The organism is Ruegeria sp. CE8, assembly GCF_056537465.1.
Genome location: NZ_JBQFRP010000003.1, coordinates 302,240 through 327,047, shown reverse-complemented (window position 1 = coordinate 327,047; position 24,808 = coordinate 302,240). Strand labels below are relative to the sequence as shown.

Annotated in this window: 25 protein-coding genes; 10 read left to right on the top strand and 15 right to left on the bottom strand. The window is 56.2% G+C overall.

The window, feature by feature from the left end; all coding sequences use genetic code 11:
• Positions 1–101: 101 nt before the first annotated feature.
• Positions 102–1,064: a helix-turn-helix domain-containing protein gene (locus tag ACR0AA_RS07255; RefSeq protein ID WP_480666341.1), complete on the bottom strand. Its 963-nt coding sequence runs from the start codon at positions 1,062–1,064 to the stop codon at positions 102–104.
• A gap of 161 nt (positions 1,065–1,225) precedes the next feature.
• On the opposite strand from ACR0AA_RS07255, the gene ACR0AA_RS07250 reads away from it, so the two are divergent.
• Positions 1,226–2,605 (top strand): metal-dependent hydrolase family protein, encoded by a 1,380-nt coding sequence (locus ACR0AA_RS07250; protein WP_480666340.1) that lies wholly within the window; start codon positions 1,226–1,228, stop codon positions 2,603–2,605.
• Positions 2,606–2,851: 246 nt separating this feature from the next.
• On the opposite strand, the gene lon is transcribed toward ACR0AA_RS07250, so the two are convergent.
• The 5 genes from lon to ACR0AA_RS07225 all read right to left on the bottom strand — a co-directional run bounded on the left by lon (position 2,852) and on the right by ACR0AA_RS07225 (position 9,337).
• Positions 2,852–5,260 (bottom strand): endopeptidase La, encoded by a 2,409-nt coding sequence (gene lon / locus ACR0AA_RS07245; protein ID WP_480755747.1) that lies wholly within the window; start codon positions 5,258–5,260, stop codon positions 2,852–2,854.
• Positions 5,261–5,426: 166 nt separating this feature from the next.
• On the bottom strand, positions 5,427–6,110 hold the full coding sequence (locus ACR0AA_RS07240) for an O-methyltransferase (RefSeq protein ID WP_480661499.1): 684 nt from the start codon (positions 6,108–6,110) through the stop codon (positions 5,427–5,429).
• Positions 6,111–6,176: 66 nt separating this feature from the next.
• The gene (locus tag ACR0AA_RS07235) at positions 6,177–7,178 is read right to left on the bottom strand and encodes a glycosyltransferase family 8 protein (RefSeq protein ID WP_480661498.1); all 1,002 of its coding nucleotides are present in this window, start codon (positions 7,176–7,178) and stop codon (positions 6,177–6,179) included.
• 49 nt (positions 7,179–7,227) lie between these two features.
• A complete protein-coding gene (gene tgt, locus ACR0AA_RS07230) occupies positions 7,228–8,358 on the bottom strand; it encodes a tRNA guanosine(34) transglycosylase Tgt (RefSeq protein ID WP_480755745.1) in 1,131 nt (376 codons plus the stop codon).
• 67 nt (positions 8,359–8,425) lie between these two features.
• Complete coding sequence (locus tag ACR0AA_RS07225) at positions 8,426–9,337, bottom strand: nucleoside hydrolase (protein ID WP_480755743.1); 912 nt, start codon at positions 9,335–9,337, stop codon at positions 8,426–8,428.
• Positions 9,338–9,514: 177 nt separating this feature from the next.
• Here ACR0AA_RS07225 and ACR0AA_RS07220 point away from each other — a divergent pair, with 177 nt between their 5' ends.
• From ACR0AA_RS07220 to ACR0AA_RS07210, 3 genes are all read left to right on the top strand, one after another.
• Positions 9,515–10,405, top strand: a complete 891-nt coding sequence (locus ACR0AA_RS07220; protein ID WP_480661495.1) for an SPFH domain-containing protein — start codon at positions 9,515–9,517, stop codon at positions 10,403–10,405.
• Positions 10,405–10,683 (top strand): NfeD family protein, encoded by a 279-nt coding sequence (locus tag ACR0AA_RS07215; protein ID WP_480755742.1) that lies wholly within the window; start codon positions 10,405–10,407, stop codon positions 10,681–10,683. The genes ACR0AA_RS07220 and ACR0AA_RS07215 overlap by 1 nt, the downstream gene beginning before the upstream one ends.
• Positions 10,684–10,779: 96 nt before the next feature.
• On the top strand, positions 10,780–11,142 hold the full coding sequence (locus tag ACR0AA_RS07210) for an SUF system Fe-S cluster assembly protein (protein ID WP_480661493.1): 363 nt from the start codon (positions 10,780–10,782) through the stop codon (positions 11,140–11,142).
• Between the two features lie 95 nt (positions 11,143–11,237).
• On the opposite strand, the gene ACR0AA_RS07205 is transcribed toward ACR0AA_RS07210, so the two are convergent.
• The gene (locus ACR0AA_RS07205; protein WP_480661492.1) at positions 11,238–11,573 is read right to left on the bottom strand and encodes a hypothetical protein; all 336 of its coding nucleotides are present in this window, start codon (positions 11,571–11,573) and stop codon (positions 11,238–11,240) included.
• A 200-nt stretch (positions 11,574–11,773) separates the two neighbouring features.
• Here ACR0AA_RS07205 and ACR0AA_RS07200 point away from each other — a divergent pair, with 200 nt between their 5' ends.
• Positions 11,774–12,139 carry a HesB/IscA family protein gene (locus ACR0AA_RS07200; protein ID WP_480661491.1) on the top strand — a complete coding sequence of 122 codons (366 nt, stop codon included), beginning with the start codon at positions 11,774–11,776 and terminating at the stop codon, positions 12,137–12,139.
• Here the strand turns inward: ACR0AA_RS07200 and ACR0AA_RS07195 are convergent.
• On the bottom strand, positions 12,136–13,047 hold the full coding sequence (locus tag ACR0AA_RS07195) for an isopenicillin N synthase family dioxygenase (protein ID WP_480755741.1): 912 nt from the start codon (positions 13,045–13,047) through the stop codon (positions 12,136–12,138). The two genes, ACR0AA_RS07200 and ACR0AA_RS07195, sit on opposite strands and share 4 nt — an antisense overlap.
• A 122-nt stretch (positions 13,048–13,169) precedes the next feature.
• On the opposite strand from ACR0AA_RS07195, the gene tpiA reads away from it, so the two are divergent.
• Positions 13,170–13,919, top strand: a complete 750-nt coding sequence (gene tpiA, locus ACR0AA_RS07190) for a triose-phosphate isomerase (protein WP_480755740.1) — start codon at positions 13,170–13,172, stop codon at positions 13,917–13,919.
• A 2-nt stretch (positions 13,920–13,921) separates the two neighbouring features.
• Here tpiA and ACR0AA_RS07185 read toward each other — a convergent pair whose 3' ends face one another.
• Positions 13,922–14,233: a DMT family transporter gene (locus ACR0AA_RS07185; RefSeq protein WP_480661488.1), complete on the bottom strand. Its 312-nt coding sequence runs from the start codon at positions 14,231–14,233 to the stop codon at positions 13,922–13,924.
• Positions 14,234–14,470: 237 nt separating this feature from the next.
• On the opposite strand from ACR0AA_RS07185, the gene ACR0AA_RS07180 reads away from it, so the two are divergent.
• A complete protein-coding gene (locus ACR0AA_RS07180) occupies positions 14,471–15,295 on the top strand; it encodes a hypothetical protein (RefSeq protein ID WP_480755738.1) in 825 nt (274 codons plus the stop codon).
• A gap of 54 nt (positions 15,296–15,349) precedes the next feature.
• On the opposite strand, the gene ACR0AA_RS07175 is transcribed toward ACR0AA_RS07180, so the two are convergent.
• The 5 genes from ACR0AA_RS07175 to ACR0AA_RS07155 form a co-directional block, all read right to left on the bottom strand.
• Entirely contained in the window at positions 15,350–16,726 is a 1,377-nt protein-coding gene (locus ACR0AA_RS07175; protein ID WP_480661486.1) for a TRAP transporter large permease, read from the bottom strand.
• The gene (locus ACR0AA_RS07170) at positions 16,726–17,403 is read right to left on the bottom strand and encodes a TRAP transporter small permease (RefSeq protein WP_239335488.1); all 678 of its coding nucleotides are present in this window, start codon (positions 17,401–17,403) and stop codon (positions 16,726–16,728) included. The genes ACR0AA_RS07175 and ACR0AA_RS07170 overlap by 1 nt, the downstream gene beginning before the upstream one ends.
• A gap of 114 nt (positions 17,404–17,517) precedes the next feature.
• Complete coding sequence (locus ACR0AA_RS07165; RefSeq protein WP_480661485.1) at positions 17,518–18,519, bottom strand: DctP family TRAP transporter solute-binding subunit; 1,002 nt, start codon at positions 18,517–18,519, stop codon at positions 17,518–17,520.
• A 367-nt stretch (positions 18,520–18,886) separates the two neighbouring features.
• Positions 18,887–20,116, bottom strand: a complete 1,230-nt coding sequence (locus ACR0AA_RS07160) for a sigma-54-dependent transcriptional regulator (RefSeq protein WP_480661484.1) — start codon at positions 20,114–20,116, stop codon at positions 18,887–18,889.
• Positions 20,113–21,846 carry a sensor histidine kinase gene (locus ACR0AA_RS07155; RefSeq protein WP_480661483.1) on the bottom strand — a complete coding sequence of 578 codons (1,734 nt, stop codon included), beginning with the start codon at positions 21,844–21,846 and terminating at the stop codon, positions 20,113–20,115. The genes ACR0AA_RS07160 and ACR0AA_RS07155 overlap by 4 nt, the downstream gene beginning before the upstream one ends.
• Positions 21,847–21,893: 47 nt before the next feature.
• On the opposite strand from ACR0AA_RS07155, the gene ACR0AA_RS07150 reads away from it, so the two are divergent.
• Positions 21,894–23,075, top strand: a complete 1,182-nt coding sequence (locus ACR0AA_RS07150) for a cytochrome P450 (protein ID WP_480755839.1) — start codon at positions 21,894–21,896, stop codon at positions 23,073–23,075.
• A gap of 2 nt (positions 23,076–23,077) precedes the next feature.
• Here the strand turns inward: ACR0AA_RS07150 and ACR0AA_RS07145 are convergent, their stop codons facing one another.
• Positions 23,078–23,557: an Lrp/AsnC family transcriptional regulator gene (locus tag ACR0AA_RS07145; protein WP_480661482.1), complete on the bottom strand. Its 480-nt coding sequence runs from the start codon at positions 23,555–23,557 to the stop codon at positions 23,078–23,080.
• Between the two features lie 143 nt (positions 23,558–23,700).
• On the opposite strand from ACR0AA_RS07145, the gene cobA reads away from it, so the two are divergent.
• The gene (gene cobA / locus ACR0AA_RS07140; protein WP_480755737.1) at positions 23,701–24,477 is read left to right on the top strand and encodes a uroporphyrinogen-III C-methyltransferase; all 777 of its coding nucleotides are present in this window, start codon (positions 23,701–23,703) and stop codon (positions 24,475–24,477) included.
• Positions 24,477–24,791 (top strand): DUF2849 domain-containing protein, encoded by a 315-nt coding sequence (locus ACR0AA_RS07135; RefSeq protein WP_480661480.1) that lies wholly within the window; start codon positions 24,477–24,479, stop codon positions 24,789–24,791. Before cobA ends, ACR0AA_RS07135 begins: the two co-directional genes overlap by 1 nt.
• Positions 24,792–24,808 lie beyond the last annotated feature (17 nt).

The window sequence follows — 24,808 nt, the reverse complement described above, 5'->3', positions numbered from 1 at the left end:
AAGACGGGGAAATCCTTAGCCCTTTTCAATGAATGATGCATGTGAAAGCTCAAAGCGCAATGGCCGCTTTGAGCCCAAAGTGGCCCCCGCTCATGGATAAACTACGGAGTATATAGAATACGTCTTACCTGCTCAGGCGACGATCCAAACCAACGGTGACACGTTCGTGTAAACGCACTTGGGTTTTTGTAGCCCAAGTTCTTTCCGATATCTGTTATGGAAAGGCGCCCCTCGGTCAGCCATTGCTCTGCCTGACGCATTTTCGCCCTGTCTACGAGTTCTGCCCCTGTGGTGCCGTATCTTGTAAGTTCTCTTTGAAGCGTTTTGGGATGCAAACCGATGAATTTTGCAAACCCGTCCAAGCCAGGCCATGCGGAGTAGTCAATCACAGAGAATAAGCCGGCCAAGTCGAGCACTTTTTGAATGGGACTGTACGCCTCCGTCGCCTCGTTTCGTTCAAATTTTGATTGCTGCATCAACCAAGACGCGGGGAACGACATACTAAGGCCCCATGCATCGCATTTTTGAACCTGACTTTTTGGAATAAATGTTGGCGGGATCGCTTTCGGATCAAAAACAAGTACTTCGACCAATGCGCTGTTCCATACTGGCCCCAATCTCGCCTTCAGCATTTCAGACCATGCAACAATGTCCCACGCGTCCGCTTGGCCAGGAGGTTGAGAAGCTTGAAGCATCCGGCGGCCCGTCAATATGGCTCGCCCACCTTCAATCGTCATTGTGTAGTTCATTGAAATTTGCGCGGCTTCCACAAAGTGAAGCCAAGCAACCAGCAGGTCTCCCAAGCTAGGCGTGTAACTCATAGTTTCAGGTGGGACGAAACCGTTACTCCAATCAAATTGACCAGCAATCTCTCCGCAAAGATATGGATTTTTTGAAAGTCTGGCGGCACGGGTGGACGCGCGATACACACATGCGCTTGGAATTGGTTGGGTCGGGCCAGATAATACTTCTGACCTGAGTAAGCAGCCTTCCAAGACCTTTTCTCTGTCGGCGCCCAATTCGCAAGCTCGATCTATCACCGCTGACAAAAATTTTGACTGCATGACTGGGATCGTCACTTGAGAGGCGTGTGCGCACATATGTCATCCAAGTTATCTTTACTGGACAGAGAAAAATAGGTTTGTCCTCAAATGACAATAAGTAATTCTCAAAAACCTTGTTAGCATGATCGCCACCTCGGATATCATTAGCTGGAGATCGGAAAATGAACTTTTCCTTTGAGCTACGTTTCAAGCGAGCACTATCGAAGAGTGCAGCCTCGGTTATCTTTGCGGGACTCATTTCCACTCCGGCATTCGCACAAGAGGGTAGCTTTCCGATACTCTTTACTAACGTACATGTTTTTGACGGCGTGAATGCAGAGAGAATTGAGAACGCGAATGTCTTGGTAGTCGATAATCTAATCGCGGAGGTATCGTCTGAACCCCTTGCCGTCGCCAATGCTAAGATAATCGACGGTGGAGGCAGAACTCTGATGCCGGGCCTGATTGATGCCCACGTGCATATGGCAATAACAGAGCCTGTGGCTGATCTGAGAGATAACTTTGATTGGATGTATTGGGGCGCTGTTTCCACGTCAGAAGCAGAAAAAATGTTGCTGCGTGGCTTCACAACTGTCCGAGATGCTGGAGGCCCTGCAATTGGATTGCAAAAAGCAATTGATCGAGGAAAGGCAGTCGGACCACGAATATACCCATCTGGACCCGTGATCTCTCAAACTTCGGGTCACGGAGAACATCGCGTTTACACCGAACCGCACCCCAACTTTATGGGAGCACAGCCCTCTTTCTTTAATCAACATGTAGAGTTCCTGGCCGATGGCGTTCCAGAAGTACTGCGCGCAACGCGAGAGGCGCTGCGGCTCGGAGCTACGCAAATAAAAGTTATGGCTGGCGGTGGTGTGTCTTCTTCGGTCGACCCACTGCACACTGTACAGGGCTTGCCTGGGGAGCTTGAAGCCTCAGTTAAGGCCGCAGCGGACTGGGACACTTATGTCATGGTCCACGCATACAATGATGACTCGATCCTGCGCTCCTTAGAAGCTGGCGTAATCAGCATCGAACACGGACAGCTGATGACAGAAGTCTCTGCACAAGCAATCAAGGATGCTGACGCTTGGATTGTCCCCTTCTACTCGCTGCTGGGGCTGGACGAAGAAACAGTGGCAAAGGCACTAGGACCGACCGCTGGGGCAAAGTTCCTCAGTGTCCAAGCCGGTGCAAGAAATCAGATGAAGCTCATCAAGGATTTCGGAATAGAAAAGGTCGCATTCTCAACAGACATCATTGGAGACCCAGTTGCGCTTTCGAAGCAGAATGATGAATTCCAGTATCGGACCGAAGTCTGGTCATCTTATGAAATTCTAGTTCAGGCAACGTCTAAGACTGCTGAATTGCTGGCGCTTTCAGGAAAGCTTAATCCATACGTTGATGGCCCGTTGGGCGTGATATCGGAGGGAGCTTATGCCGATATTCTACTGGTGGACGGCAATCCAATTGAAGACGTTACTATCCTCGTCGACTACGCGAACAACATCGATTTCATCATGAAGGATGGGGTGATCTACAAGAACGCACTCGAATGAGTGTCGCGCGGAGTGAACTTACCTCGGCACTCCGCGCACCTTTCCAATTGGAGACTTCTATGAAATGAGCCCTTCCGATTGGCTGCTTTGTCCGCATAGTCGCCATCCTTCACAGACAACGCCCGAAGATATCTTCGGGCGTTGTTTTGTAACATGGTGCCGCTCCTACTATGCGTTCGGCACCATGTTGCATCATTTATTGCAAAGGGCTGGGGGAAATCCCCGCCTTTCGTTTGCTTAATTTGATCAGTGCGTTGTGGCTGCCTGACCAGAGCTTTCGGAAGCCTTCGCGGCAGCTGCCGCTGCTTCTTCGGCGGCCTCATCCCATTCGATGGCCTCAGGCTCACGCACAAGCGCTTCCTTCAGCACTTCGGACACGTGCTTGACGGGAATGATCTTGAGACCTTCCTTCACGTTGTCCGGGATCTCGGCCAGATCTTTTTCGTTCTCTTCCGGGATCAGCACGGTCTTGATACCGCCACGCAGGGCCGCCAGAAGCTTTTCTTTCAAGCCGCCAATCGGCATCGCGTTACCACGCAGAGATACCTCGCCCGTCATGGCGATATCCTTGCGCACCGGAATACCGGTCAGTACCGAAACGATCGAAGTAACCATTGCCAGACCGGCACTTGGGCCATCCTTGGGCGTCGCCCCATCCGGCACATGGACGTGAATGTCCAGCGAGTCGAACTTCGGCGGTTTCACCCCGATCTGGGGCGAGATCGACCGCACATAGGACGAGGCCGCGTCGATGGATTCCTTCATCACATCGCCCAGCTTACCCGTGGTCTTCATCCGGCCTTTACCAGGCAGTTTCAGCGCCTCGATATGCAGCAGATCACCGCCAACGGAAGTCCACGCCAGACCGGTGACAACACCAACCTGATCGTCCTGTTCGGCAAGGCCATAACGGAACTTCGGCACGCCAAGGAACTCATCCAGATTGTCGGGCGTCACAGTGACCTCTTCCGCCTCTTTCTTGATGATCTTGGTCAGCGACTTCCGCGCCACTTTGGCGATCTCACGTTCGAGGTTCCGCACGCCCGCCTCGCGGGTGTAAGTGCGGATGATCTTCTGCAGCGCTTCATCGGTCAGTTCAAATTCCTTGGCCTTCAGACCATGGTTTTTGACTTGCTTGTCGATCAGGTGCTGTTTGGCGATCTCGCTCTTTTCCTCTTCGGTGTAACCAGCCAGCGGGATGATCTCCATCCGGTCCAGCAGAGGCCCAGGCATGTTGTAGCTGTTCGACGTGGTCAGGAACATCACGTTGGACAGGTCATATTCGACCTCAAGGTAGTGGTCCATGAACGTGCTGTTCTGTTCCGGGTCCAACACTTCCAGCATTGCCGAGGCCGGATCACCACGGAAGTCCTGCCCCATCTTGTCGATCTCATCGAGCAGGATAAGAGGGTTCGTGGTTTTCGCCTTTTTCAGCGCCTGAATGATCTTGCCGGGCATCGAACCGATATAGGTCCGACGGTGGCCACGAATCTCGGATTCGTCGCGCACGCCACCCAGCGAGATGCGAATGAACTCGCGCCCCGTTGCTTTTGCCACAGACTTACCAAGCGAGGTCTTACCCACACCCGGAGGGCCAACAAGGCACAAGATGGGGCCTTTCAGCTTTTTCGAACGCTGCTGTACCGCCAGATACTCGACGATCCGCTCCTTGACCTTCTCAAGCCCGTAGTGATCGGCGTCCAGAATGTCCTGCGCACGGCCCAGATCCTTTTTGACGCTGGATTTGGTGCCCCACGGCAAGGCCAGAATCCAGTCGAGATAGTTGCGCACGACGGTGGCCTCAGCCGACATCGGGCTCATATTGCGCAGCTTTTTCAGCTCGCCTTCAGCCTTTTCTCGCGCTTCCTTCGACAGCTTGGTCTCTTCGATCTTGGCTTCCAGTTCGGCGACTTCGTTGCTGCCGTCCTCACCATCGCCAAGCTCCTTCTGAATGGCCTTCATCTGCTCATTCAGATAATATTCGCGCTGCGTCTTCTCCATCTGGGTTTTGACGCGGGTCTTGATCTTTTTCTCGACCTGCAGAACGGACATTTCGCCCTGCATCAGGCCATAGACCTTCTCAAGCCGTTCGCTGACTGAAAGCGTCTCCAGCAGCTCCTGCTTTTGCTCGACCTCGATACCCAAATGACCCGACACAAGGTCGGCCAGTTTAGCGGGCTCGGCAGTCTCACCCACGGCAGTCAGCGCTTCTTCGGGGATGTTCTTGCGCACTTTCGCGTAACGCTCGAACTCATCCGCAACCGTGCGCTGCAGTGCTTCGGTCGTGGTTACGTCACCCGGAATTTCGGTCAGATACTCGGCGCGGGCCTCAAAGAATTCTTCGTTTTCAAGGAATTCCGTAATTTGAACACGGGCCTGACCTTCGACCAGCACCTTCACGGTGCCATCCGGCAATTTCAGCAATTGCAATACATTGGCCAGCACGCCCGACCGGTAGATGCCATCAATTGTGGGGTCATCGTCACTCGGATCAATCTGACTGGACAACAGAATCTGCTTGTCGTCCTGCATCACTTCTTCCAGCGCGCGGACGGATTTTTCCCGACCAACGAAAAGCGGCACGATCATGTGTGGGAACACCACGATATCGCGCAGCGGCAGCACTGGGTATGAGGAGTTCAGGGGCTCTTGCATGCTCTATCCTTATTTTATTGGCAAACCTTCTGCTCGCCCCGCTTTGCGGCAGCATCGGAAGGCTCCTTTAGATTTCCAAAGTGGTGCAGATTGCTCTGGTTTTCAAGCAGTCATACCCCCGCTGCCCAAACAATCATCACATCTTGCCTGGACAACTGATCGGCGCTCAAAATTCCTTTTGCAGAACAAGAACCTTCTGCGCGCCACGTTTCCGGAACCCGTCAGGAAATACATAGGCAAAGCCGATTTCCGGGGTCAGCGCGTTCAAGTCACGCTCGATCTCAGGATCCGAGTGCTCGAAACTCCGGCGGCGCTGAAACCCTTGAAAGAGGTCACCGGTTTTTGTGAAACCCTTGGGTTCGTAGGTGCGTGGTTGCCAATGAAGATCTTCGATAATGTACATCCCACCGGGCTTGAGCAGAGGCCACATCTCCAACAGACCGAACTGCTGGTGATGCGAGGCATGGGATGCGTCATCCAGAATAATATCGAAACCAGGCTCAAGCTTGGCCGCGGCATCTTTGATGTTCTCGCGCTTGTCCATATCGCATTGAACGAAATCAAACCGCGCGTCTTCGAACCACGAGAAATCGGAAACGTCCAACCCCGTCACATGACCCTTGGGGAAATACTCCAGCCACATGGAAACCGACGGAAGAGCCGTCGTCTCTCGATCCGCACTTTGCCCCTTTTCCGGCCCGCCGATCTGCAAGCCCATTTCCAGGAGACGGACGTTTTGATCGCGCATAGGAAAGAACAGCAGATTGTACAGGCGCGTGTAGCCATGCGCATAGCTAACAAAGCCCTTGTCCGAGCCATAGTCTTCCGCCAGTTTCGTCAGATTTTTCATTGATGTTCCCTTGTCGCTTTGAACGGCGAAATGCCTGCGAACTCCGAATTGTCTACCGGTTTCCCACTACCAAGTCGCTGCGAAATCGTTTCGCTGCAAAAACTCTTCGATATCCGCATATCTGTCGATCCCCCTGCGCATTAGACGCACGCGCCGACGCAAAACCACCGGATTGAAATCCTCTGCCCAAACATTTGCGTGCAGAGCTTTTGCCTCATCATCCAGCCCGCGATCCACGAGGAACTCGTGCATGCAACGCGGGTAATGCTCATCAAACAGAAACAGCGGCGCATCCCAAGGTTTCTTGTCACCTGAGAAGTGCATGATCCTTGGATTTAGTGCCGAGGCCAGAACACCATCACCCATGTGACATTGCCAGTTCCAGCTTGGGGGCAATTCAGCCCAATTGCCGGACAGAACAACATTCAACGCCGTCTGGTCCGCCATGGAGGCGGCCTTACCATGCTCAAGCAGAAACTCGACTGCCCGGTTCGCTATGTCCTGGGATACAAACTCGGGCCCGTTGGCAATGAGCATGCCCGCGTTGAAGTAACGTTCGCGCTGATCTGGTTGCAAAAAATGCGCGTCACGAACCCCTTCCTCACTGTTTCTTCCCCAATAAACAGCCTCTCGAACTGCAGCAACTGGACGCCCCGACCAGTCGATTTCCGGCAAATCCGTCAGAGACCCCCACCGAAGAAACATGTCCACGTCACAATAGATCACGCGCTCATATTTTTGGCTGAGTTGCTCGATTGCCCTGACCCGCAAAAGTGTAGCGGGCGTAACATGCCTAAAAGAGCGAAACTTGTTGCTGGGGATAATCTCTTCTTCGTGTTGAACGACCGTGACATCCGCGCCAAGCAGATCCGTGTACTTCTTGGAAACAGGTTCCGACAGATACAAAAAGTAATCCGCGTCGCGACGTGTATCCTTCTGAATTGCGCGAAGCAAAAAGAATACCGCCTGCCAGATCAGGCGAGAGTCTACGCACACAACTACGGCGTTGGAATTCTTCGGCTTTAACTGGATATGTTCCCCATGCCCGGTCGTTCCGCCAGCCTGCATTACACGGCTTTCTGTTCGTTATTGTCCGAGCGGAGCAAAGACACAGTTGTTACAGCGCGTCAATATCGCCTTGCGCACGCTGCGCATGGAACTCGGCCTGCCAGGCGTCGAACGTTCCGACGGCAATGGCGTCGCGCATACCCTGCATGATTTCCTGGAAATAGTGCAGGTTGTGCCAGGTCAGAAGCATGCCCGAAATCATCTCGTTCGAGCGGAACACGTGGTGCAGATACGCTCGGGAATAGTTCGAGCAAGCGGGACAGCTGCACGCCTCATCCAATGAGCGCGGGTCGTCAGCGTGGCGGGCGTTTTTGATATTCACCACACCGTGGCGCGTGAAGACCTGCCCGGTACGCCCCGAGCGCGACGGCAGAACGCAATCCATCATGTCTATGCCGCGGGCAACGGCCCCGACAATATCGTCAGGCTTGCCGACGCCCATCAAATAGCGTGGCTTGTCCACCGGCAACATGTCCGGCGCAAAGTCCAGAACGCCAAACATCGCCTCCTGCCCCTCGCCGACGGCCAGACCGCCGACGGCGTAGCCTTCGAACCCGATCTCTTTCAGCGCTTCGGCAGATTCTTCGCGGAAGTCTTGCTCCAACCCACCCTGCTGAATACCGAACAAGGCATGGCCGGGACGATCCCCGAAGGCGTCGCGCGATCGTTCAGCCCACCGCATCGACAAGCGCATCGAGTCCGCGATGCGGTCCCGGTCGGCTGGCAAGGCCGGGCATTCGTCGAAGCACATCACGATGTCGGATCCCAGAAGGCGCTGAATCTCCATCGATCGTTCGGGCGTAAGCTCGTGCGCCGAACCGTCGATATGAGATTTGAATGTGACGCCCTTTTCCGTCAGTTTCCGCAGCCCGGCGAGCGACATGACCTGAAATCCGCCCGAGTCCGTCAGGATCGGACGCTCCCAATTCATGAACTTGTGCAACCCGCCCAGTCGGTCGATCCGCTCGGCGGTCGGGCGCAGCATGAGGTGATAGGTATTACCCAACAGAATATCGGCCCCGGTCGCGCGCACGCTTTCCGGCATCATTGCTTTGACTGTCGCGGCCGTGCCGACAGGCATGAATGCGGGCGTGCGCACTTCGCCGCGCGGAGTGTTGATGACTCCGGTGCGGGCCTTGCCGTCGGTTGCTTTCAAATCGAATGAGAAGCGGTCTGTCATGTATATGCCTCGAGGGGGTCGCGGAACCGGGCAGCAATTGCCCGATCTTTCTGGTATTTTCAAGCCGTCAGGGCAATGACGCAACGCGGTCTGTGAAAAGGCTTACAACTCCTTCTCCGTCCACGTCCCTGCAAACCCGGACTATCGGTCTGGCCGGATCGGGTCGGGTCGCCCCAATTTCAGGCCCATCAACCGCAACCTGAAGCCCCGTTTCGACCATATCGAACATCGGCGCATGCGTGCAGGCAATCACGGCTGTCGAGTCGTGCAGGCCGCACCCTTCCAACCCACCGATATCCTTGTAGAACTTCAGATAGAACTTTGAGATATCGCGCAAAAATGCGCCCATTCCTGCTGAACGTTTCGCCAAAGCCTCGAAATCGGCGGTCTCGTACAAGGTCTTCAGCGTGACATCCAAACCAACCAAAACGGTATCCGGTGGCGACGCGAACACGGCATCTGCAGCCTGCACATCATGATAGATATTGGCTTCGGCGTGTTCGGTGATGTTTCCCGGGCAATACACAGCCCCTCCCATGATCACCAAACGCTTGAGATTGGACGCAAAACCAGAATCCAATTGCATGGCATCGGCAATGTTGGTCAGCGGTCCAACCGCGCAAACCACCAGTTCGCCTTTATGCGCCCGCGCCTGGTCAACAAGAAACTCCGCCGCGGTCATAGTGTGATTTGCCCCAACCTGCGGAATCTCGGTGATGTCCCCGAACCCTTCAGGGCCATGCACATGCTCGGACGGCGCATGTGCATTGGCACCCCGCGGATATGGAGCGCCCTCGGCCACAGGTGCGTCCAACCCCAGCTTATGCAGCAAAAAACGCGCGTTGCGGCTGGATTGGTGTACATGCGTGTTGCCGAACACGGTGGTCAGGCCAATCAGCTCGATTTCCGGGGCTGCGGCGGCATATGCAATGGCCATCGCATCGTCGATACCAGGGTCTGTGTCGATAATCAGTTTCATCCCCGCCCGATAGCGCAATCACGTCAGGATGCAAAGCGGTCACATTCAGAATTTTCCGTTCAACATCCCCAATGTCAGAGATTTGCATCCACCGGTATTCCCGCCATACCAGAGTTGAAATTGGGCAAGTCAATCCCCAAGTGTATACCATAGTACACAAAAATACAGAGGACAGATATGACCGAAGACCAGATCATTGGATTGCTAACGTCAAACATCATTTACCTGCTCGCCGCGGTTCTGATTATCACTATCATCTTCAAGGGCATCAAAATCGTGCCGCAATCCGAGAAATACGTGGTCGAACGCTTTGGCCGCCTGCACTCAGTGCTCGGGCCAGGCATCAACTTTATCGTTCCTTTTCTTGATGTTGCACGCCACAAGATATCCATTCTGGAACGTCAGTTGCCAAACGCAACCCAGGACGCCATCACCAAAGACAACGTTCTGGTCCAGATCGATACGTCGGTGTTTTACCGCATTCTTGAACCCGAAAAGACCGTTTACCGAATCCGCGACGTTGATGGCGCGATTGCGACCACCGTTGCCGGTATCGTCCGCGCCGAGATCGGTAAAATGGATCTCGATGAGGTGCAGTCCAACCGCGCGCAACTGATAGAACGCATTCAGGAAAGCGTCGAAACCGCCGTTGATGACTGGGGTATCGAAGTCACCCGCGCCGAGATTCTGGACGTGAACCTTGATCAGGCCACCCGCGACGCAATGTTGCAGCAGTTGAACGCTGAACGTGCCCGCCGCGCACAGGTGACCGAGGCCGAAGGTCAGAAACGTTCAGTTGAATTGCAGGCCGATGCAGAACTCTATGCGGCCGAGCAGTCCGCCAAGGCCCGCCGGATTCAGGCTGAGGCCGAAGCCTATGCGACCGGTGTCGTGGCCAAGGCCATTCAGGACAACGGTATTGAGGCCGCGCAATATCAAGTAGCATTGAAACAGGTCGAAGCCTTGAACGCGCTGGGTAACGGCAATGGAAAGCAAACCATCGTGGTCCCCGCAAATGCGCTTGAAGCCTTTGGCGATGCCTTCAAGATGCTGAAAGGAGGAAGATAATGGCCGATCCCTTCTGGCTGACATGGTGGCTCTGGCTGGCCGGGGCGCTGGCCCTGGGTATTCTTGAGATCATTCTGCCGGGGTTCATCTTTCTGGGATTTGCGATTGGCGCTGCGATAACGGGTCTTTTGCTTGTTATCCCCGGTATTGCTCCCAACTTGCCCGTGCTGCTTTTGATCTTCGCAGTCTTGTCGCTGGTTGCCTGGCTGGTTTTGCGGCGCATGTTCGCCCTGCCCCATGGCCAGGTAAAATTCTTCAGACACGATATCAACGACTGAGGCGAATATGGCAGCGCCCATGGGTCACAAAGCCCCACTGGACGCTGCCAAAGGCTTTCCCTATATAATTCCTCAGGTAACAGCCCCGAGGCATGAATGACTCATCCAAGTGAACAGTTTGAAGGCACGCCACTGATTGCGCCTTCGACCATCGAGCATCCCCTGTACGACGCAGTGGTAGAAGCTTGTCGGACTGTGTATGACCCTGAAATCCCGGTTAATATCTACGATTTGGGTCTGATCTACACCATCGACATCAACAAAGAAAACGCGGTGAAGGTGATCATGACCCTGACCGCACCCGGATGCCCGGTTGCCGGTGACATGCCCGGATGGATCGTCGAGGCGATTGAACCGGTCGCAGGCGTCAAAGAAGTTGATGTCGAACTGACATGGGAGCCCCCCTGGGGTATGGAGATGATGTCGGACGAAGCACGTCTCGAGCTCGGCTTCATGTGAGTTTTGGTTCAGGTTCTCAAGATAAAGACTTGAAATATATCTAATAAGGCCGCCTCAGACAGGGCGGCACTTGTTCATTAAAAGGGCCGTGCGTCCTATTCTACGCCGCAGGTCGATTTGATCTCGGCAGCACGTTGATCCAGCTCTTTGACATAATCGCCATTCAACATGCTCAGCCTTTTCTTTTCAGTGCCCGTGGCCAAGCCCAGCAAGGCACCGGCTGGCGTGATCGCAAAGATACTCTCCGCCTGCTGGTCTTCCGCATGTTTCTTTTCGGCTGCAATGGCGCGCAAGTCACCTTCGGCTGTTGAGCAGTTCACTGGATGGCGTTCAGAATCTGCCGCGGCAGATACGAAACTTGCGCTTAACAACAACGCGCCAACCGATTGAATCAGAAAGGTTCTTTTAAAGAAATATCCCATCTCTGCCATATTCATTCACCCTGTGCTCAAATTTCATGATACTGTGGTCAAGCTAAGGCGAACTTTGTTAACGACGCAAGTTCACTTTGGCTTTCAAGTCGATTGGCCATGTAACCGTCGGTAAAAGTTAGGTCAGAAGGTCTGCTATGTCTTGAGCCCGCCGCCCCTCGGCCCTAAATTGGCGGTAACGCAGCGCAACGGAGAACCCCATGTTTGGCATTCCCGGCAAACAGGCCGTGACAATAACGCCCAAAGCGGCCGAACAGATCGCACGCCTGATGGCGTCGGGCGGTCATGCTGGCCTGCGCATCGGCGTCAAAAAGGGCGGCTGCGCTGGCATGGAATATACCATGGACTACGTGGACGAGCCCGACGCGAATGACGAAGTCGTCGAGCAGGACGGCGCTCGAGTCATGATCGCGCCGATGGCGCAGATGTTCCTGTTCGGAACCGAAATCGACTATGAAGTCTCGTTGCTGGAGTCCGGCTTCAAGTTCCGGAACCCGAACGTCGTGGACGCCTGCGGCTGTGGCGAATCCATCAAGTTCGACGACGCCCTTTCCTCGCAAAACTAAGTCGCCTGCAGGTGCACGTAAGTCTCGTTGTAGCGTTGTGTCAGGTGCTGACCTGCGCTGATCGTTTCACCTGACTGTGGCGGGGCGACATTGGTGTCGTAGGATGGATTAAAGAACAACGGCACCGAGATTCGCTCCTGTGCACCTCCGATCACCCGGTGCTGAGTGGCTTTGACCTGACCCGCCGTCCAGAATTCAAGCATCTCACCGAAATTGATGATGAAGGTGCCGGGATCTGCCGAAACCGGTTGCCAGCCGTTGTCGGGCATGCGGACCTCTAACCCTGACGAGCCATCAGTCGCCAGCAAGGTCAGGCAGCCGTAATCCGTGTGCGCTCCGATACCAAAGTCCCGGTCACCAGCCCATGCTGGGCGCTTGGGATAGAAGTTTCCCCGCAACAGCGCCATTGGCGTATCAAAGGCGCGATCAAAACTGGATTCGTCACGCCCCAGAGCAACCGCAATAGCGCGAAGCACACGCATCGCCACCGCACAGGCCTCACTGTAATACTCACGGATTGTACGTTGAAAACCCTGCGGGTTTTCCGGCCACAGGTTTGGTGCATAAACACTCAGGCCCTGATCCGCGTAGGCGTTGTTCTTGGCCAGCTCAAAGCCGCAATCGAATACCTCTTTGAAATCCGGATTGGCCGCCGGGTCCACCTGTTCGGATTGTGGTGCGCCCCACCCCCGGTTCGAACCGGTCGCAGCCATATCGACAATCCGTTTCTCGGCTACTGGCAGGTGAAAGAAATCGTGGTAGGCCGCAATCACATGGCGCACCTGATCGCCGGTCAGACCGGTGTTCGACACCGTCAAAAATCCGACTTCGCCGACAGCAAGCAGCAGTTGTTTCAGCTCAGCCTTATCCCTGTTGTCGAGTTTTTTCAGGTCCAGATCGTCGATCATGCAGCCCTCCAATCTGGCGCGGAACTTGCCGTTGTGGGTAGCTGTTTGCAACCGGAATTGTCACGCTGGACTTGTGGTGCTATCCGGTGAGGAAACAACGACTTATTTTGGGGGTATGCGTTATGCGGCGCAAGCTGGCAGCTGGAAACTGGAAAATGAACGGAACTTCGGCAGCCTTGACTGAGCTTCAGGCGTTAGCACGTTCCTACCCCGCGGCAGCGGTAGATGTGCTGATCTGCCCACCGGCGACTCTGCTGCACCGCGCTGCGGAGAACTTGAAAGAAACAGAGATTACGGTTGGGGGTCAGAACTGCCACGCCGCTGAGTCTGGCGCCCATACCGGCGACATCAGTGCCGAAATGTTGGTGGATGCCGGTGCGAGCAGCGTCATCCTTGGCCATTCCGAACGGCGCGAGGACCACGGCGAGCAGAACGAGGATGTCCGGGCAAAGGCGCGAACTGCGATGGATGCCGGGTTGAAGACGATCATTTGCGTCGGTGAAAGCCTGGAACAGCGTGAGGCGGCCAACACGCTGGACATTATCGGCGGCCAGATGTCCGGCTCGATCCCGGACCAGTCGACCGGTGAGAACCTGATCGTCGCCTATGAACCCATATGGGCCATTGGCACCGGCAAGGTCCCTACCCTAAACGAGATCGGTGAGGTTCACGACTTTATCCGCGCCCGGCTCGAACGGCGGTTCGGCGAAGGTGTCGGCCGCTCGGTCCGATTGCTTTACGGCGGTTCGGTCAAACCGAGCAACGCGGCCGACATTTTCGCGGTCTCAAACGTGGACGGAGCACTGGTGGGCGGTGCCAGCCTGAAAGCCAAGGACTTTTCAGGAATCATCGGCGCCCTGCAAAAAGCGTAAAGTCAGGCCAGTTTCATCGTTATCAGCCCTGCCACAATCAGGGCCGCCGCGATAAGGCGGGGTGCGGTCAGCGCCTCGCCCAGAAACATCACGCCGACCATGAACGCGCCCACGGCACCGATCCCGGTCCAGATCGTATAGGCAGTTCCCAATGGCAGGTCTCGCATCGCGAGAGCCAGCAAGCCGAACGATCCGATCATTGAGACGCCCATCACAGCCGTGGGCCATAAACGCGAAAAACCAGCTGATTGCTTCATCGCAACCGCCCAAACGATTTCCAGCAAGCCGGCAAACAACAACAAAATCCAAGGCATAGGGACACCTCATATCTGTTCGGGTCGTCCCGAATGATAAACCGATAGGGGGAGGTCGTCCTCGTGTCGGTACATAAAATCTCTTGACCGGTATTCAAGAGGATGCGAGGTGCAAAACACACAACCTTAGGGACAGCCACTCCGCGACAGCGCAGAGACCAATGGCAGCAAGCTGGTGCCCGATCGCACGAGCCAGCCTTCAGAAAAAAAAGAACTTACTCAGGTAAGGAACAATAAATGGACAAAACCAACCTGAAAGCGCCCAAAACCTGCGTCATCTGCATGAAATGGGGCGATGCGTTCGGCGCTGACTACGTCAACTTGCTTTACGCTGCGGTCCAGGACCACCTTTCCTTGGATCATGACTTCATCTGCATCACCGACAATTCCGATGGTCTCGACCCTGGCGTCAAGGCCCACCCTCTCGAATTTCCGCAGCTTGATCGGGATCTTTGGATTCATGGCAAATGGCCAAAGGTCTTGATGTTCGACAGGCAGATTGTTGCGGGTTACGACGCGGCTCTGTTCCTTGACCTGGATCTGGTCGTCACCGGCAAATTGGATCCGTTGCTGTCGATCATGATGGACAAAGGCGGTCTGTTTCTGATGCCCAAGTTCCGTGGGCTGGTCTGGCGCCTGATCCCTGCAGCCATCTGGGACCGGGTTCCAGGGTTCATGAACAAGGTCACGCGCGGCAACTCATCGGTGGTAGGATTTGTACCGGCCGAACAGTTTCATCTGTACGACGATTTTGACGGCGCCAAACATCTGCTGAAGTACGAGAATGACCAGAACTATATCTCGGCGCTTGCTACGGATCGAAAATGCTATCCAAAGAACTGGTGCATCGGCATTATCCATCTGGTGTATTACTGGCCGTTCGGCCTGATCTTCAAAAAATACAAAAAGCGCCCGGGCCGACCCAAGATCGTTATCTTCAATGGTCGCCCAAACCCGGTTGAACTGATGGATGACAGTATCGGGTATTGGGGGTCACGCCGCCGCCGCGCATATGGCGGGATCGAATGGGTTGCCGATTATCTGAAACGATACGGCACGTAACAAAAAAAGGCCGGGTCTGATCGCAGACCCGGCCTTTATGCTTCTTTTGAGCAGCTAGTTCGTCACGATTTCCGGCCCCATGAAGGTGTTGGGCAGGAAGGTTGAGAGCCATGGAATGTAAGTGACCATGATCAGGAAGACGAACAGTACAGCCAGGAACGGCAGCGCTGCTTTCACAACGCTCATCATCGGCATACCGGCCACGCCCGAGGTCACGAAGAGGTTCAGACCGACCGGAGGTGTGATCATTCCGATCTCCATGTTCACCACCATGATGATACCCAAATGGATCGGGTCGATACCCAGCTCGATCGCAATCGGGAACACCAGCGGCGCCACGATGACCAGCAGGCCCGATGGCTCCATGAACTGACCGCCGATCAACAGGATGACGTTGACCACGATCAGGAACGTCACCGGCCCCAAACCCGCCGACAGCATGGCGCTGGCGATGTGCTGAGGCACCTGCTCGTCTGTCAACACGTGCTTGAGGATCAGCGCGTTGGCGATGACGAACAGCAACGTCACCGTCAGCTTGCCAGCCTCGAACAGCGTGTGCTTGGTGTCGGGATGGAAGAACGCCGTGACGAGCGCATAAGGCTTTTTCAGCAGCGGAAGGTTCGGTGTGCCCTCTTCAGTGCTGAGCGGCCCCATGTCCTTGTAAACAAAGCTGGCGATGAAAAAGGCATAGACGGCAGCAACTGCAGCGGCCTCGGTCGGGGTGAAGATACCGCCATAAATACCGCCCAGAATGATTACGATCAGGAACAAGCCCCACCCGGCTTCGCGCGCTGAGACAAAGATCTCACCCCAGCCTTTCCAGTCACCTTTGGGCAGGTTTTTGACCTTAGCCATGACGTAGATCGTAACCATCAGCATCAGGCCCGCCATTAGGCCGGGAATAACGCCCGCCAGGAACATGCGCCCAACCGAGACCTCGACAGCCGCAGCATAGACCACCATCACGATGGACGGCGGTATCAGGATTCCCAGCGTACCGGCGTTACAAATCACACCGGCCGCGAATTCTTTCGAGTACCCAACCTGACGCATCCCTGCGATCACGATCGAACCGATAGCGACTACGGTGGCCGGAGACGACCCGGAAAGCGCGGCGAATAGCATACAGGCGAACACGCCCGCAATCGCCAGACCGCCCGGCAAGTGCCCCACACAGGCAATCGAGAACCGGATGATACGCCGCGCCACACCGCCTGTCGTCATGAAGGACGACGCGAGGATGAAGAACGGAATCGCCAGCAGGGTAAAATGCCCTTCGAACGCCTCAAACAGCGTGCCCGCAACCGATGCCAGCGAGCTGTCAGAATAGATCAGCAGGAACAGGGTCGAGCTGAGGCCCAGGGCCACCGCGATCGGCACACCGATCAGCAGCAGGCCAATGACCATCGAGAAAAGAAGAATTACGTCCATCAGTCATGCTCTCCTTGCTGAGCACGAACTTCTTCGATCTCGTCCTCGACTTCGTGGCTGGCGACAAGCCGATCGGTTTCACCACGCCAGATTTGTACTGCGACCTGCGAAAAGCGGATCACCAACAACAACATGGAAACGGGCAGCACCAGATACGGCACAACCTTGGGCAGCTTTTCATAGCCCTCGCCGTAGTTGATCAGGTCCTCCAGAAAACGCAGCGGGGCGACCATCGGGATATCATCGACTTCATAAAAGCTCTGGCTGCGCGCACCGGTGTCAAATCCGGTTGGGAACCAGCGGCCGGAGGTCGGTGGCAGGTCGGCGAAGACCGCCCAGTAGTCGTATGACCCTTTCAGCAACAGCAGCGAGAACACCAGGCAACATGCGACCGCGATCAACGCCAGAATACGGCGCGGAGCCGGTGCCAGCATGTTCAGGATCGCATCGACACCCAGATGCGCGTGTTTCTTAACTGCGTATGACGCGCCCAGAAGAACCAGCCAACCAAAGGTGAATACTGTCAGCTCAAGCGCCCACAGGATGTTGGAATTGAATACAAACCGCGCGATCACGTTGGCAAAGGTCACGACCGTCATCAGGCCCAACAGCAACGCAATCATGGTTTCTTCGATATGGTCGACCAGCCCGCCTTGGCCGGGTTTCGAACCAGACATTTTTCTGTCCCCACATTATTGGTGATGAGAGTAAGTGTGGCGGGCCTTATCCCGGCCCGCCTGGCCTGCGCGTCGATTACTCCCCAGTTCCCGGACGCGCGGCCTGGTCCGGGATCAGAACCCGGCGTTGATCGCCTGAGCGGCGTCGATCTTGTCCTGACCCACGTCGCCAGCGAACTTGTCCCAAACAGGCTTCATCGCATCGACCCACGCCTGACGCTGCTCTGGGTTCAGTTCGCGGATGATTCCGCCCGCATTGGTGATCGAAGCTTTGGCCGCTTCGTTCACGGCGAAGGCTTCTTTGTTCCGGGTCTCGGATACTTCGCCCAGAATGGTCAGGAACTGATCACGCACCTCGGGGTCAAGGCTGTCCAGCCAATCAACCGATGTCACGACCAGATAATCGATGATACCGTGGTTGGTCTCGGTGATGCCGTCCTGAACTTCGAAGAACTTCTTGCCGTAGATGTTCGACCAAGTGTTCTCCTGCCCGTCCACAACGCCCTGCTGCAGCGCGCCATACACTTCCGAGAAGGCCATCTTCTGGGGGCTACCACCGATGGCTTCCATCTGAGCAACCAGCACGTCCGAAGACTGAACACGGAATTTCAGGCCATCCGCATCCGTCGGCTCGACCAGCGGCTTGTTGGCGGACATCTGCTTCATGCCGTTGTGCCAGAAAGCCAGCCCCTGCAAGCCGCGGCGCTGCATGCTGTCTTTCATGGCCTGACCGTCAGCCGAGGCCTGGAACGCGTCGACAGCGTCGATGTTCTTGAACATGAACGGCAGGTCAAACAGGCGGAACTGCTTGGTGAATTTCTCGAACTTCGATAGCGAAGGCGCGGCCAGTTGCACGTCGCCCTGCAACATCGCCTCAAGAACCTTGTCATCGTTATAGAGCGTGGAGTTCGGGTAGACCTCCATGCACATCACGCCGTTCATTTCGTCATTGACGCGCTGCTCCAGCAGAGATGCCGCAATGCCTTTGGGGTGCTTATCGGTGTTCGTAACATGCGCGAACTTGACGACGATTTCTCCGTCATCACACGCAGCCATGGCGGCAGTGGCAGATACACTCAGCGCCAGAGCAGTGGCTGCAGTTGTCAGGAATTTCATTTGTCTTTTCCTCCCAGACTTCCATGAAACCTTCAGTTGACGCCGCATCGACGCCACATGGCGGGCAGTGAAGCGAATCAAGGGGCACCGCTCAACTTTTTGTTGTTGATTTAAACGGATCGGAATTTATCCTTTATTATCTATAACTTAAAATCCGCCCCATATCTGGATAGGGCAACACCCGTTCTTCCCGTGCGAAAAACCGCACAACTATCGTCGCGGATGTGCGGTTTTCCGCACAGGCAGCGAATCAGACGACATATGCGCGTGGCGATTCTCCAGCCGCAACTGCAGCCCGCGACAGCGGGCTGCCCGGCCCAACGCCTTGAAACGCATGATAATGCGGCCAAAGGCGGCGGGAGCCTCCCTAGCGACGATAGTCCTCGGGACGAATCTGATAGCGTGCCAGCTTGTCGTAAAAAGTCTTGCGCGGCAGCTTCAGCGCCTTTGCCGCATCCGAAGCTTTGCCGTTGTGCCGCCCCAGCGCCGCAATCAGCAAAGACCGTTCGACCCGCGCCATTTGTTCGCTCAGACCCAGATCCGCCGCCTGCGCGACTTCTTCCGGCATTCCCAGCACGAACCGCATGGCCGCCGACATCAGCGATCTGGCATTGCCCGGCCAATCACTGGCCATCAGCGAGGCAAGATGTTCCGAGGTGATCTCTGGCTCGGCGATGCCGGCCTGCTCGGCCGCCTGCGCGACGTAATGACGGAAGATGACCGGAATATCCTCGGGCCGCTCAGCGAGTGAAGGGATCCGCACGCGCATCACATCCAACCGATAGAACAGGTCCGCGTTGAACCTGCCCTTTTCGGACAGGACGGCCAGATCGGCAGTCGTACCTGCAACGATCCGGGCATCGGTGCCCTGCTCCACCAATTCCAATGCAGCGTATTGCGTAGCCTCCGGCATGGCCGAAACCTCGTCCAGAAACAGGGACCCGCCAGCCGCATCTTCACAGACGCGTGCCAACCCATCGGGCGTCAGGCCAGACGCTGGGCGCTTGACGAAAGGCCCCTGCCCGACGGGTGACATCATATGCACCACCTCAGCCACTTTCGAAATCCCGCTGCCCGGAGGTCCAGTGACCAGAACTTCAGCGCCAGTCGGCGCAACGGACCGCACACGTTCACGCAACGCTTCGGCTTGGGCGGACAAGCCAAACAATAGCCGCGCTGCAGGATCGCCACGCTCAAGTTCCGATTTCAATGCCCGCTGCTCGATCACTTGCGCGCGTGCGTTCAACGCGCTCTGCAAAACGGGCAGCAAATCCGTGGCAGCACACGGTTTTTCCAGAAAGTCGAACGCGCCCTGCCCCATGGCCTGGACGGCCATCGGAATGTCGCCCTCGCCAGTCAGCAGGATGACGGGAAGTTCGGGATCAATCTCGCGCGCGTAATTCAACAGATGAAATCCATCCCGACCGGGCATACGAATGTCCGATACAATGACGCCCGGAAAATCCGCACGGATATGGTCCTTCGCCGCCACAAACGAGCCCGCCGTGACAGGAGTGTAATCCGCCAGTTCCAAGGTCTGGGCCAAAGCCTCGCGAACAGCAGCATCGTCATCGACCAGTAGTACTTTCCGAGTCATGCGACCTCATGCTCCGTGAAGGGCTCAAGTTCGACCGTAAACTGCGCCCCGGTTTCCAGATTGGTGCCCCGGATGTTTCCTCCGAAGCTTTGCACCAGACCATACGAGATCGACAGCCCAAGCCCCATACCTTCGGACGATCCAACAGCTTTGGTCGTATAGAACGGCTCGAACAGCTTTTCCGAGTTTTCGATCCCCGGCCCGATATCGCGCACGGTCACGGCCAGCTTGTTGCCGCTTTCGATTCTGATGCGGACAAGGCGATCATCCTGTCCGCTCATGGCATCGGCTGCGTTGTTGATCAGGTTGACGAACACCTGAACCAAGCGCACTTCGCCACCCCATGCAAAAACCGGGTTTTCCGGAGGCACCCAATCCATGGCAACGCCTTCGGTACGCAACCGTGCTTCGGTCAGTTCAACCGCCGTGTCGATCACCTGAACCAGATTGACCTTGCCCATCGGTTCACTTTCATTTCGGGCAAAGGCGCGCAGGTTCTTGATGATGCGCGCCATCCGCGCCGCCATCGCTGAAATTCGCGACAGGTTTTCTGATGCCTTTTCTTCCCTCCCGCGGGACAGAAAGGCAGCACCATTGTCCGCAAACTGCTGGATTGCCATCAAAGGTTGGTTCAACTCGTGGCTGATACCAGCTGACATTTGGCCCAGGGCGCTCAGCTTGCCTGCCTGAATCAGCTCTTCCTGCGCGTGTTTCAGCGCGGCTTCTGCGTCTTCACGTTCGCGCACCTCACGGCGCAATGCAACGTTTGCGGCCGTCAACGCCTGGGTTCTTTGCGCCACCCGGCTTTCCAAAATCGCGTTGGCCTCTGCCAATGTGCGTCTGCGTTCGGTCGCCAGAAAGAGCAGCGCACCGAAGGCCAAACAGATCGCTGCGACTGTTGCCGCCTGCAACCCCGCCAAACGCCGCGCCGGTGCGACGTCCACCAAAACCTCAGCCGTCATGTCAATCACGGGCAATTCCAGCATCAGATGCAAGGCGCGGCTGGGCAGATAACGCCCCCAGTTCAGTTTCCAAACCTCATGCGGGCCAACCAGAACCGACCCGAACTCTACCTCGCCACCATCCGGAGGTGTCAAGCCAAGTTGCCCGTCATCGCGACGCCAGAACAACAGATCTGATCGGTTCGAGATAAAGACGACGCCGTCCCCATCAATAAAGAACACCGCCTCGGTACTGCCGCGCCAAGTCTGTTCCACGTCCTGCACATCGGCAACAACGATCAGCACGCCCTCGACTTGACCAGCGGGTCCAAAGGCCGGAGCCGCATAGGAATAGGTGCGATCTCCGCTGTTTTCCACAACCCCATGAGCGCTGCCCATCGCGCCCTGCAAGGCACGTCTGAAAGCCGGATGGTCGGCTATGACTGGTCGCGCCACTGGTTGCGCCGAGGCCAGCACCCGCCCCTCTCGATCCAGATACATCATGTTCACGGCCGAGGTCTTGTCAGCCACATCCAGCAATATCGCCCGGGCTGCCTGTTGCTGCGCGGCAGTCTCAAGGGTGCGCAGGGCGGGATGGGTGGCCATCAGAACCGCCAGTTCCTGATATACCTGCATCTGAGTGCTCAGTCGGTCGGCCGCCAACTCAAGATCGGCTTCGGCCTTTTCGCTCAACTGCGACAGCGCCTGCCGATAGCCATAGGACCAGACGCCAGCCGACAACAGACCGACGGCAAACAGAAATCCCAGAATGACCCAAACTCTGTGCATGACATAGGGTCTTGCATTCGGCGCGCCGCATGGCAAGTCTGCGCCGCATGAAGACGGTATTTCAATCTCCGGTCGACCCGGATTTCGTTCAGAACCCCTACCCGTTCTATGATCAGGCCCGCGCATACGGCGACCTTGTCTATTGGGACGACTACGGGAAGGTCGCAGCTGTATCGCAGCGCGCGGTTTCAGCCCTGCTAAAGGACCGCCGGTTTGGACGAGAAGTTCCGGAGGAAATGCGAACACCCGGTCCAGCCCATCTTGCGGCGTGGCTGGCTGTCGAGGCGCATTCGCTTTTGGAAGCCGAACCTCCCAGGCACACCCGCCTTCGCGCTTTGGTCATGCGGGCTTTCACATCACGTGCAATCGCGGCGCTTGAACCTTCGCTTCACGATCTAAGCCACTTCCTGATAGACGAATTTCCAGACGCGCCTTTTGATTTGCTGCCCGCGTTTTGTACACAGGTTCCGGTCATCACGATATGCCGTCTTCTGGGCGTGCCAGAGGAAATGGCCCCTAGCTTGCTGCGCTGGTCGCACGACATGGTAGCGATGTATCAGGCCAGTCGAACGGCTGAGACCGAGACCGCCGCGGCCGCTTCATCTCAGGAATTCACCGATTTTCTGACCGGATACATCGAGCGGCGCCGCAGAGACCCGCAGGACGATCTGATCACCCGATTGATTGTGGCCGAGGAAGATGGTGAGAAACTTTCGCGCGATGAATTGGTGGGCACCTGCATCCTGCTTTTGAATGCCGGTCATGAGGCGACTGTGCATTCATTGGGCAATGGCGTGAAGACCGTTCTGCAACTGGGTATCGGGCCTCAGGCCTTTGCGCCGGATACAATTGACGGCACGATAGAAGAAATTCTGCGTTATGACCCGCCGCTGCACATGTTCACCCGCTTTGCCTACGAGGACGTCGAAGTTTTCGGGCACAGGTTCAAACGCGGTGATGAGGTCGCGTTACTTCTAGGCGCAGCGAACCGAGACCCTTCGGTCTGGACCAACCCGAACAAGTTTGATCCCGCCCGCCCGATCACCACGAACACCAGTTTCGGCGCCGGGCTGCATTTTTGTGTCGGGGCACCACTGGCCCGGATGGAAATGCGCATCGCGCTGTCCGCGTTGTTTGAACGGTGTCCCAATCTGCGACTGAGTGCCGAGCCGGAATACTCGAACACCTATCATTTCCACGGGCTGACCAAGTTGATGGTTCAGGTCTGACCTCAGTTGTCGATCAGCGCGTTCAGCGGAAGCATAGTTGTCGACTTAATCTCTTCCATCGACAGCAAGGCGGTCACGTTGTGCACACGCACCTCAGAGATCAAAGCCTGATAGAACTCGTCATAGGCGCGCGCGTTCTTGACCCGCACCTTTAGGATATAGTCGATGTCCCCGGCCAATCGGTGCGCTTCTTGCACTTCGGGCCTGTCGCGAAGCGCCTTGAGGAACTTATGCTGCCATTCGGCCTCGTGCTCTGAGGTTCGGATGAGAACGAAAAACGTGGCCTCAAATCCCAAGGCTTCGGCGTCCAGCAATACGGTCTGCTGACCGATCACTCCGGCCCCTTTCAGCTTGCGGATCCGATTCCAGACCGGGGTCTTGGAACTGCCAACACGGGCGGCTATTTCGTCCAGTGATTGGCTGGCGTCCCGCTGCAGCTCAATCAGAATTTTCCGATCCGTATCGTCAATGCGCACCGACATTCCAATTTTCCTTTCGTTTCGAAACCAGCGTCCCGATCGGCAAGCCCTACGAAACGTTTGTTCTTATTTATCGCCCCATATGGCGCATCGGCGGGAATATTTCCTATATTGCAACTTAAGTCAAACCACACTCGGGACACGAAATGCAGCATACGCAATCATACGATGGCACAGGGCACGTCGACTTTGTCGGCGCGGGTCCCGGCGATCCTGAATTGCTGACGCTCAAGGCGCTGAAAGCCTTCGAGCGCGCGGACGTTGTGCTGCATGACCGCCTGATCAGCGCTGAAGTACTGGCACTGGCCGGCAAGTCCGCTGAAATGGTAGATGTCGGTAAGGTCGGGTTCGGGCCTTCGTGGAAGCAGGAAGACATTGATGCCCTGCTTGTCGAATACGCCCTGAAAGGGCAGCGCGTCGTACGCTTAAAATCCGGTGACCCGACTGTGTTCGGTCGTCTGGACGAAGAAATCGAAGCGGTTGAGACCGCAGGTATTTCGTGGCGGATCGTTCCTGGCATTACCGCAGCTTCGGCGGCCGTGGCCGGCATCGGTCAAAGCCTGACGAGGCGCGGCCGCAATTCGTCGGTGCGTTTCCTGACTGGCCACGACATGAAGGGTTTTGCCGATCACGATTGGAACGCGCTGGCCCGCGAAGGTTCGGTTGCGGCGATTTACATGGGCAAGAAATCCGCCCGCTTCATTCAGGGCCGCCTGATCATGCACGGCGCAGACCGTCAGACGCCAGTGACGCTGATCGAAAATGCAACGCGCCCCGATCAATGCATCCTGTCCACTACGTTGGATCAGTTGCCCACCGATTTGAACGCCGCCGAAATGGACGGCCCCACCCTGACCTTTTATGGCCTCGCCCCGCGCCAGGCGGCCGCGGCCCTGACCGAATTCAAGAAGGAGCACGCCTGATGGCCCGCGCTTTTACCCCCAAAGTGGTCACCGCCAACGATTTGTTGGAAGGTGACGTTATTTACCTGACCGAAGACGATCGCTGGTCGCGCGAGTTGTCCGAGGCCGAACTGATCACCGACGAAGCGCACGCTCAGGTGCGCCTGCTGGATGCCACACGTCAGGCCAGCAAGATCGTAGGTGCCTATCTGGCCGACGCCGTCGCCGGCGAAAACGGCCCCGAGCCCGCCCATTTCCGGGAAGACTTCCGCCGCACTGGTCCGTCCAACTATGCCCACGGCAAACAGGAAACTTCCCCGCAGCCCCGGGCCTGACCTCTGGCCCTTCTCTC

What these genes read in the sequence shown, in the direction of transcription:
- ACR0AA_RS07255 (WP_480666341.1), bottom strand. Translation starts at nt 1,064, where the DNA reads ATGCAGTCAAAATTTTTGTCAGCGGTGATAGATCGAGCTTGCGAATTG.
- ACR0AA_RS07250 (WP_480666340.1), top strand. Translation starts at nt 1,226, where the DNA reads ATGAACTTTTCCTTTGAGCTACGTTTCAAGCGAGCACTATCGAAGAGT.
- lon (WP_480755747.1), bottom strand. Translation starts at nt 5,260, where the DNA reads ATGCAAGAGCCCCTGAACTCCTCATACCCAGTGCTGCCGCTGCGCGAT.
- ACR0AA_RS07240 (WP_480661499.1), bottom strand. Translation starts at nt 6,110, where the DNA reads ATGAAAAATCTGACGAAACTGGCGGAAGACTATGGCTCGGACAAGGGC.
- ACR0AA_RS07235 (WP_480661498.1), bottom strand. Translation starts at nt 7,178, where the DNA reads ATGCAGGCTGGCGGAACGACCGGGCATGGGGAACATATCCAGTTAAAG.
- tgt (WP_480755745.1), bottom strand. Translation starts at nt 8,358, where the DNA reads ATGACAGACCGCTTCTCATTCGATTTGAAAGCAACCGACGGCAAGGCC.
- ACR0AA_RS07225 (WP_480755743.1), bottom strand. Translation starts at nt 9,337, where the DNA reads ATGAAACTGATTATCGACACAGACCCTGGTATCGACGATGCGATGGCC.
- ACR0AA_RS07220 (WP_480661495.1), top strand. Translation starts at nt 9,515, where the DNA reads ATGACCGAAGACCAGATCATTGGATTGCTAACGTCAAACATCATTTAC.
- ACR0AA_RS07215 (WP_480755742.1), top strand. Translation starts at nt 10,405, where the DNA reads ATGGCCGATCCCTTCTGGCTGACATGGTGGCTCTGGCTGGCCGGGGCG.
- ACR0AA_RS07210 (WP_480661493.1), top strand. Translation starts at nt 10,780, where the DNA reads ATGACTCATCCAAGTGAACAGTTTGAAGGCACGCCACTGATTGCGCCT.
- ACR0AA_RS07205 (WP_480661492.1), bottom strand. Translation starts at nt 11,573, where the DNA reads ATGGCAGAGATGGGATATTTCTTTAAAAGAACCTTTCTGATTCAATCG.
- ACR0AA_RS07200 (WP_480661491.1), top strand. Translation starts at nt 11,774, where the DNA reads ATGTTTGGCATTCCCGGCAAACAGGCCGTGACAATAACGCCCAAAGCG.
- ACR0AA_RS07195 (WP_480755741.1), bottom strand. Translation starts at nt 13,047, where the DNA reads ATGATCGACGATCTGGACCTGAAAAAACTCGACAACAGGGATAAGGCT.
- tpiA (WP_480755740.1), top strand. Translation starts at nt 13,170, where the DNA reads ATGCGGCGCAAGCTGGCAGCTGGAAACTGGAAAATGAACGGAACTTCG.
- ACR0AA_RS07185 (WP_480661488.1), bottom strand. Translation starts at nt 14,233, where the DNA reads ATGCCTTGGATTTTGTTGTTGTTTGCCGGCTTGCTGGAAATCGTTTGG.
- ACR0AA_RS07180 (WP_480755738.1), top strand. Translation starts at nt 14,471, where the DNA reads ATGGACAAAACCAACCTGAAAGCGCCCAAAACCTGCGTCATCTGCATG.
- ACR0AA_RS07175 (WP_480661486.1), bottom strand. Translation starts at nt 16,726, where the DNA reads ATGGACGTAATTCTTCTTTTCTCGATGGTCATTGGCCTGCTGCTGATC.
- ACR0AA_RS07170 (WP_239335488.1), bottom strand. Translation starts at nt 17,403, where the DNA reads ATGTCTGGTTCGAAACCCGGCCAAGGCGGGCTGGTCGACCATATCGAA.
- ACR0AA_RS07165 (WP_480661485.1), bottom strand. Translation starts at nt 18,519, where the DNA reads ATGAAATTCCTGACAACTGCAGCCACTGCTCTGGCGCTGAGTGTATCT.
- ACR0AA_RS07160 (WP_480661484.1), bottom strand. Translation starts at nt 20,116, where the DNA reads ATGACTCGGAAAGTACTACTGGTCGATGACGATGCTGCTGTTCGCGAG.
- ACR0AA_RS07155 (WP_480661483.1), bottom strand. Translation starts at nt 21,846, where the DNA reads ATGCACAGAGTTTGGGTCATTCTGGGATTTCTGTTTGCCGTCGGTCTG.
- ACR0AA_RS07150 (WP_480755839.1), top strand. Translation starts at nt 21,894, where the DNA reads ATGAAGACGGTATTTCAATCTCCGGTCGACCCGGATTTCGTTCAGAAC.
- ACR0AA_RS07145 (WP_480661482.1), bottom strand. Translation starts at nt 23,557, where the DNA reads ATGTCGGTGCGCATTGACGATACGGATCGGAAAATTCTGATTGAGCTG.
- cobA (WP_480755737.1), top strand. Translation starts at nt 23,701, where the DNA reads ATGCAGCATACGCAATCATACGATGGCACAGGGCACGTCGACTTTGTC.
- ACR0AA_RS07135 (WP_480661480.1), top strand. Translation starts at nt 24,477, where the DNA reads ATGGCCCGCGCTTTTACCCCCAAAGTGGTCACCGCCAACGATTTGTTG.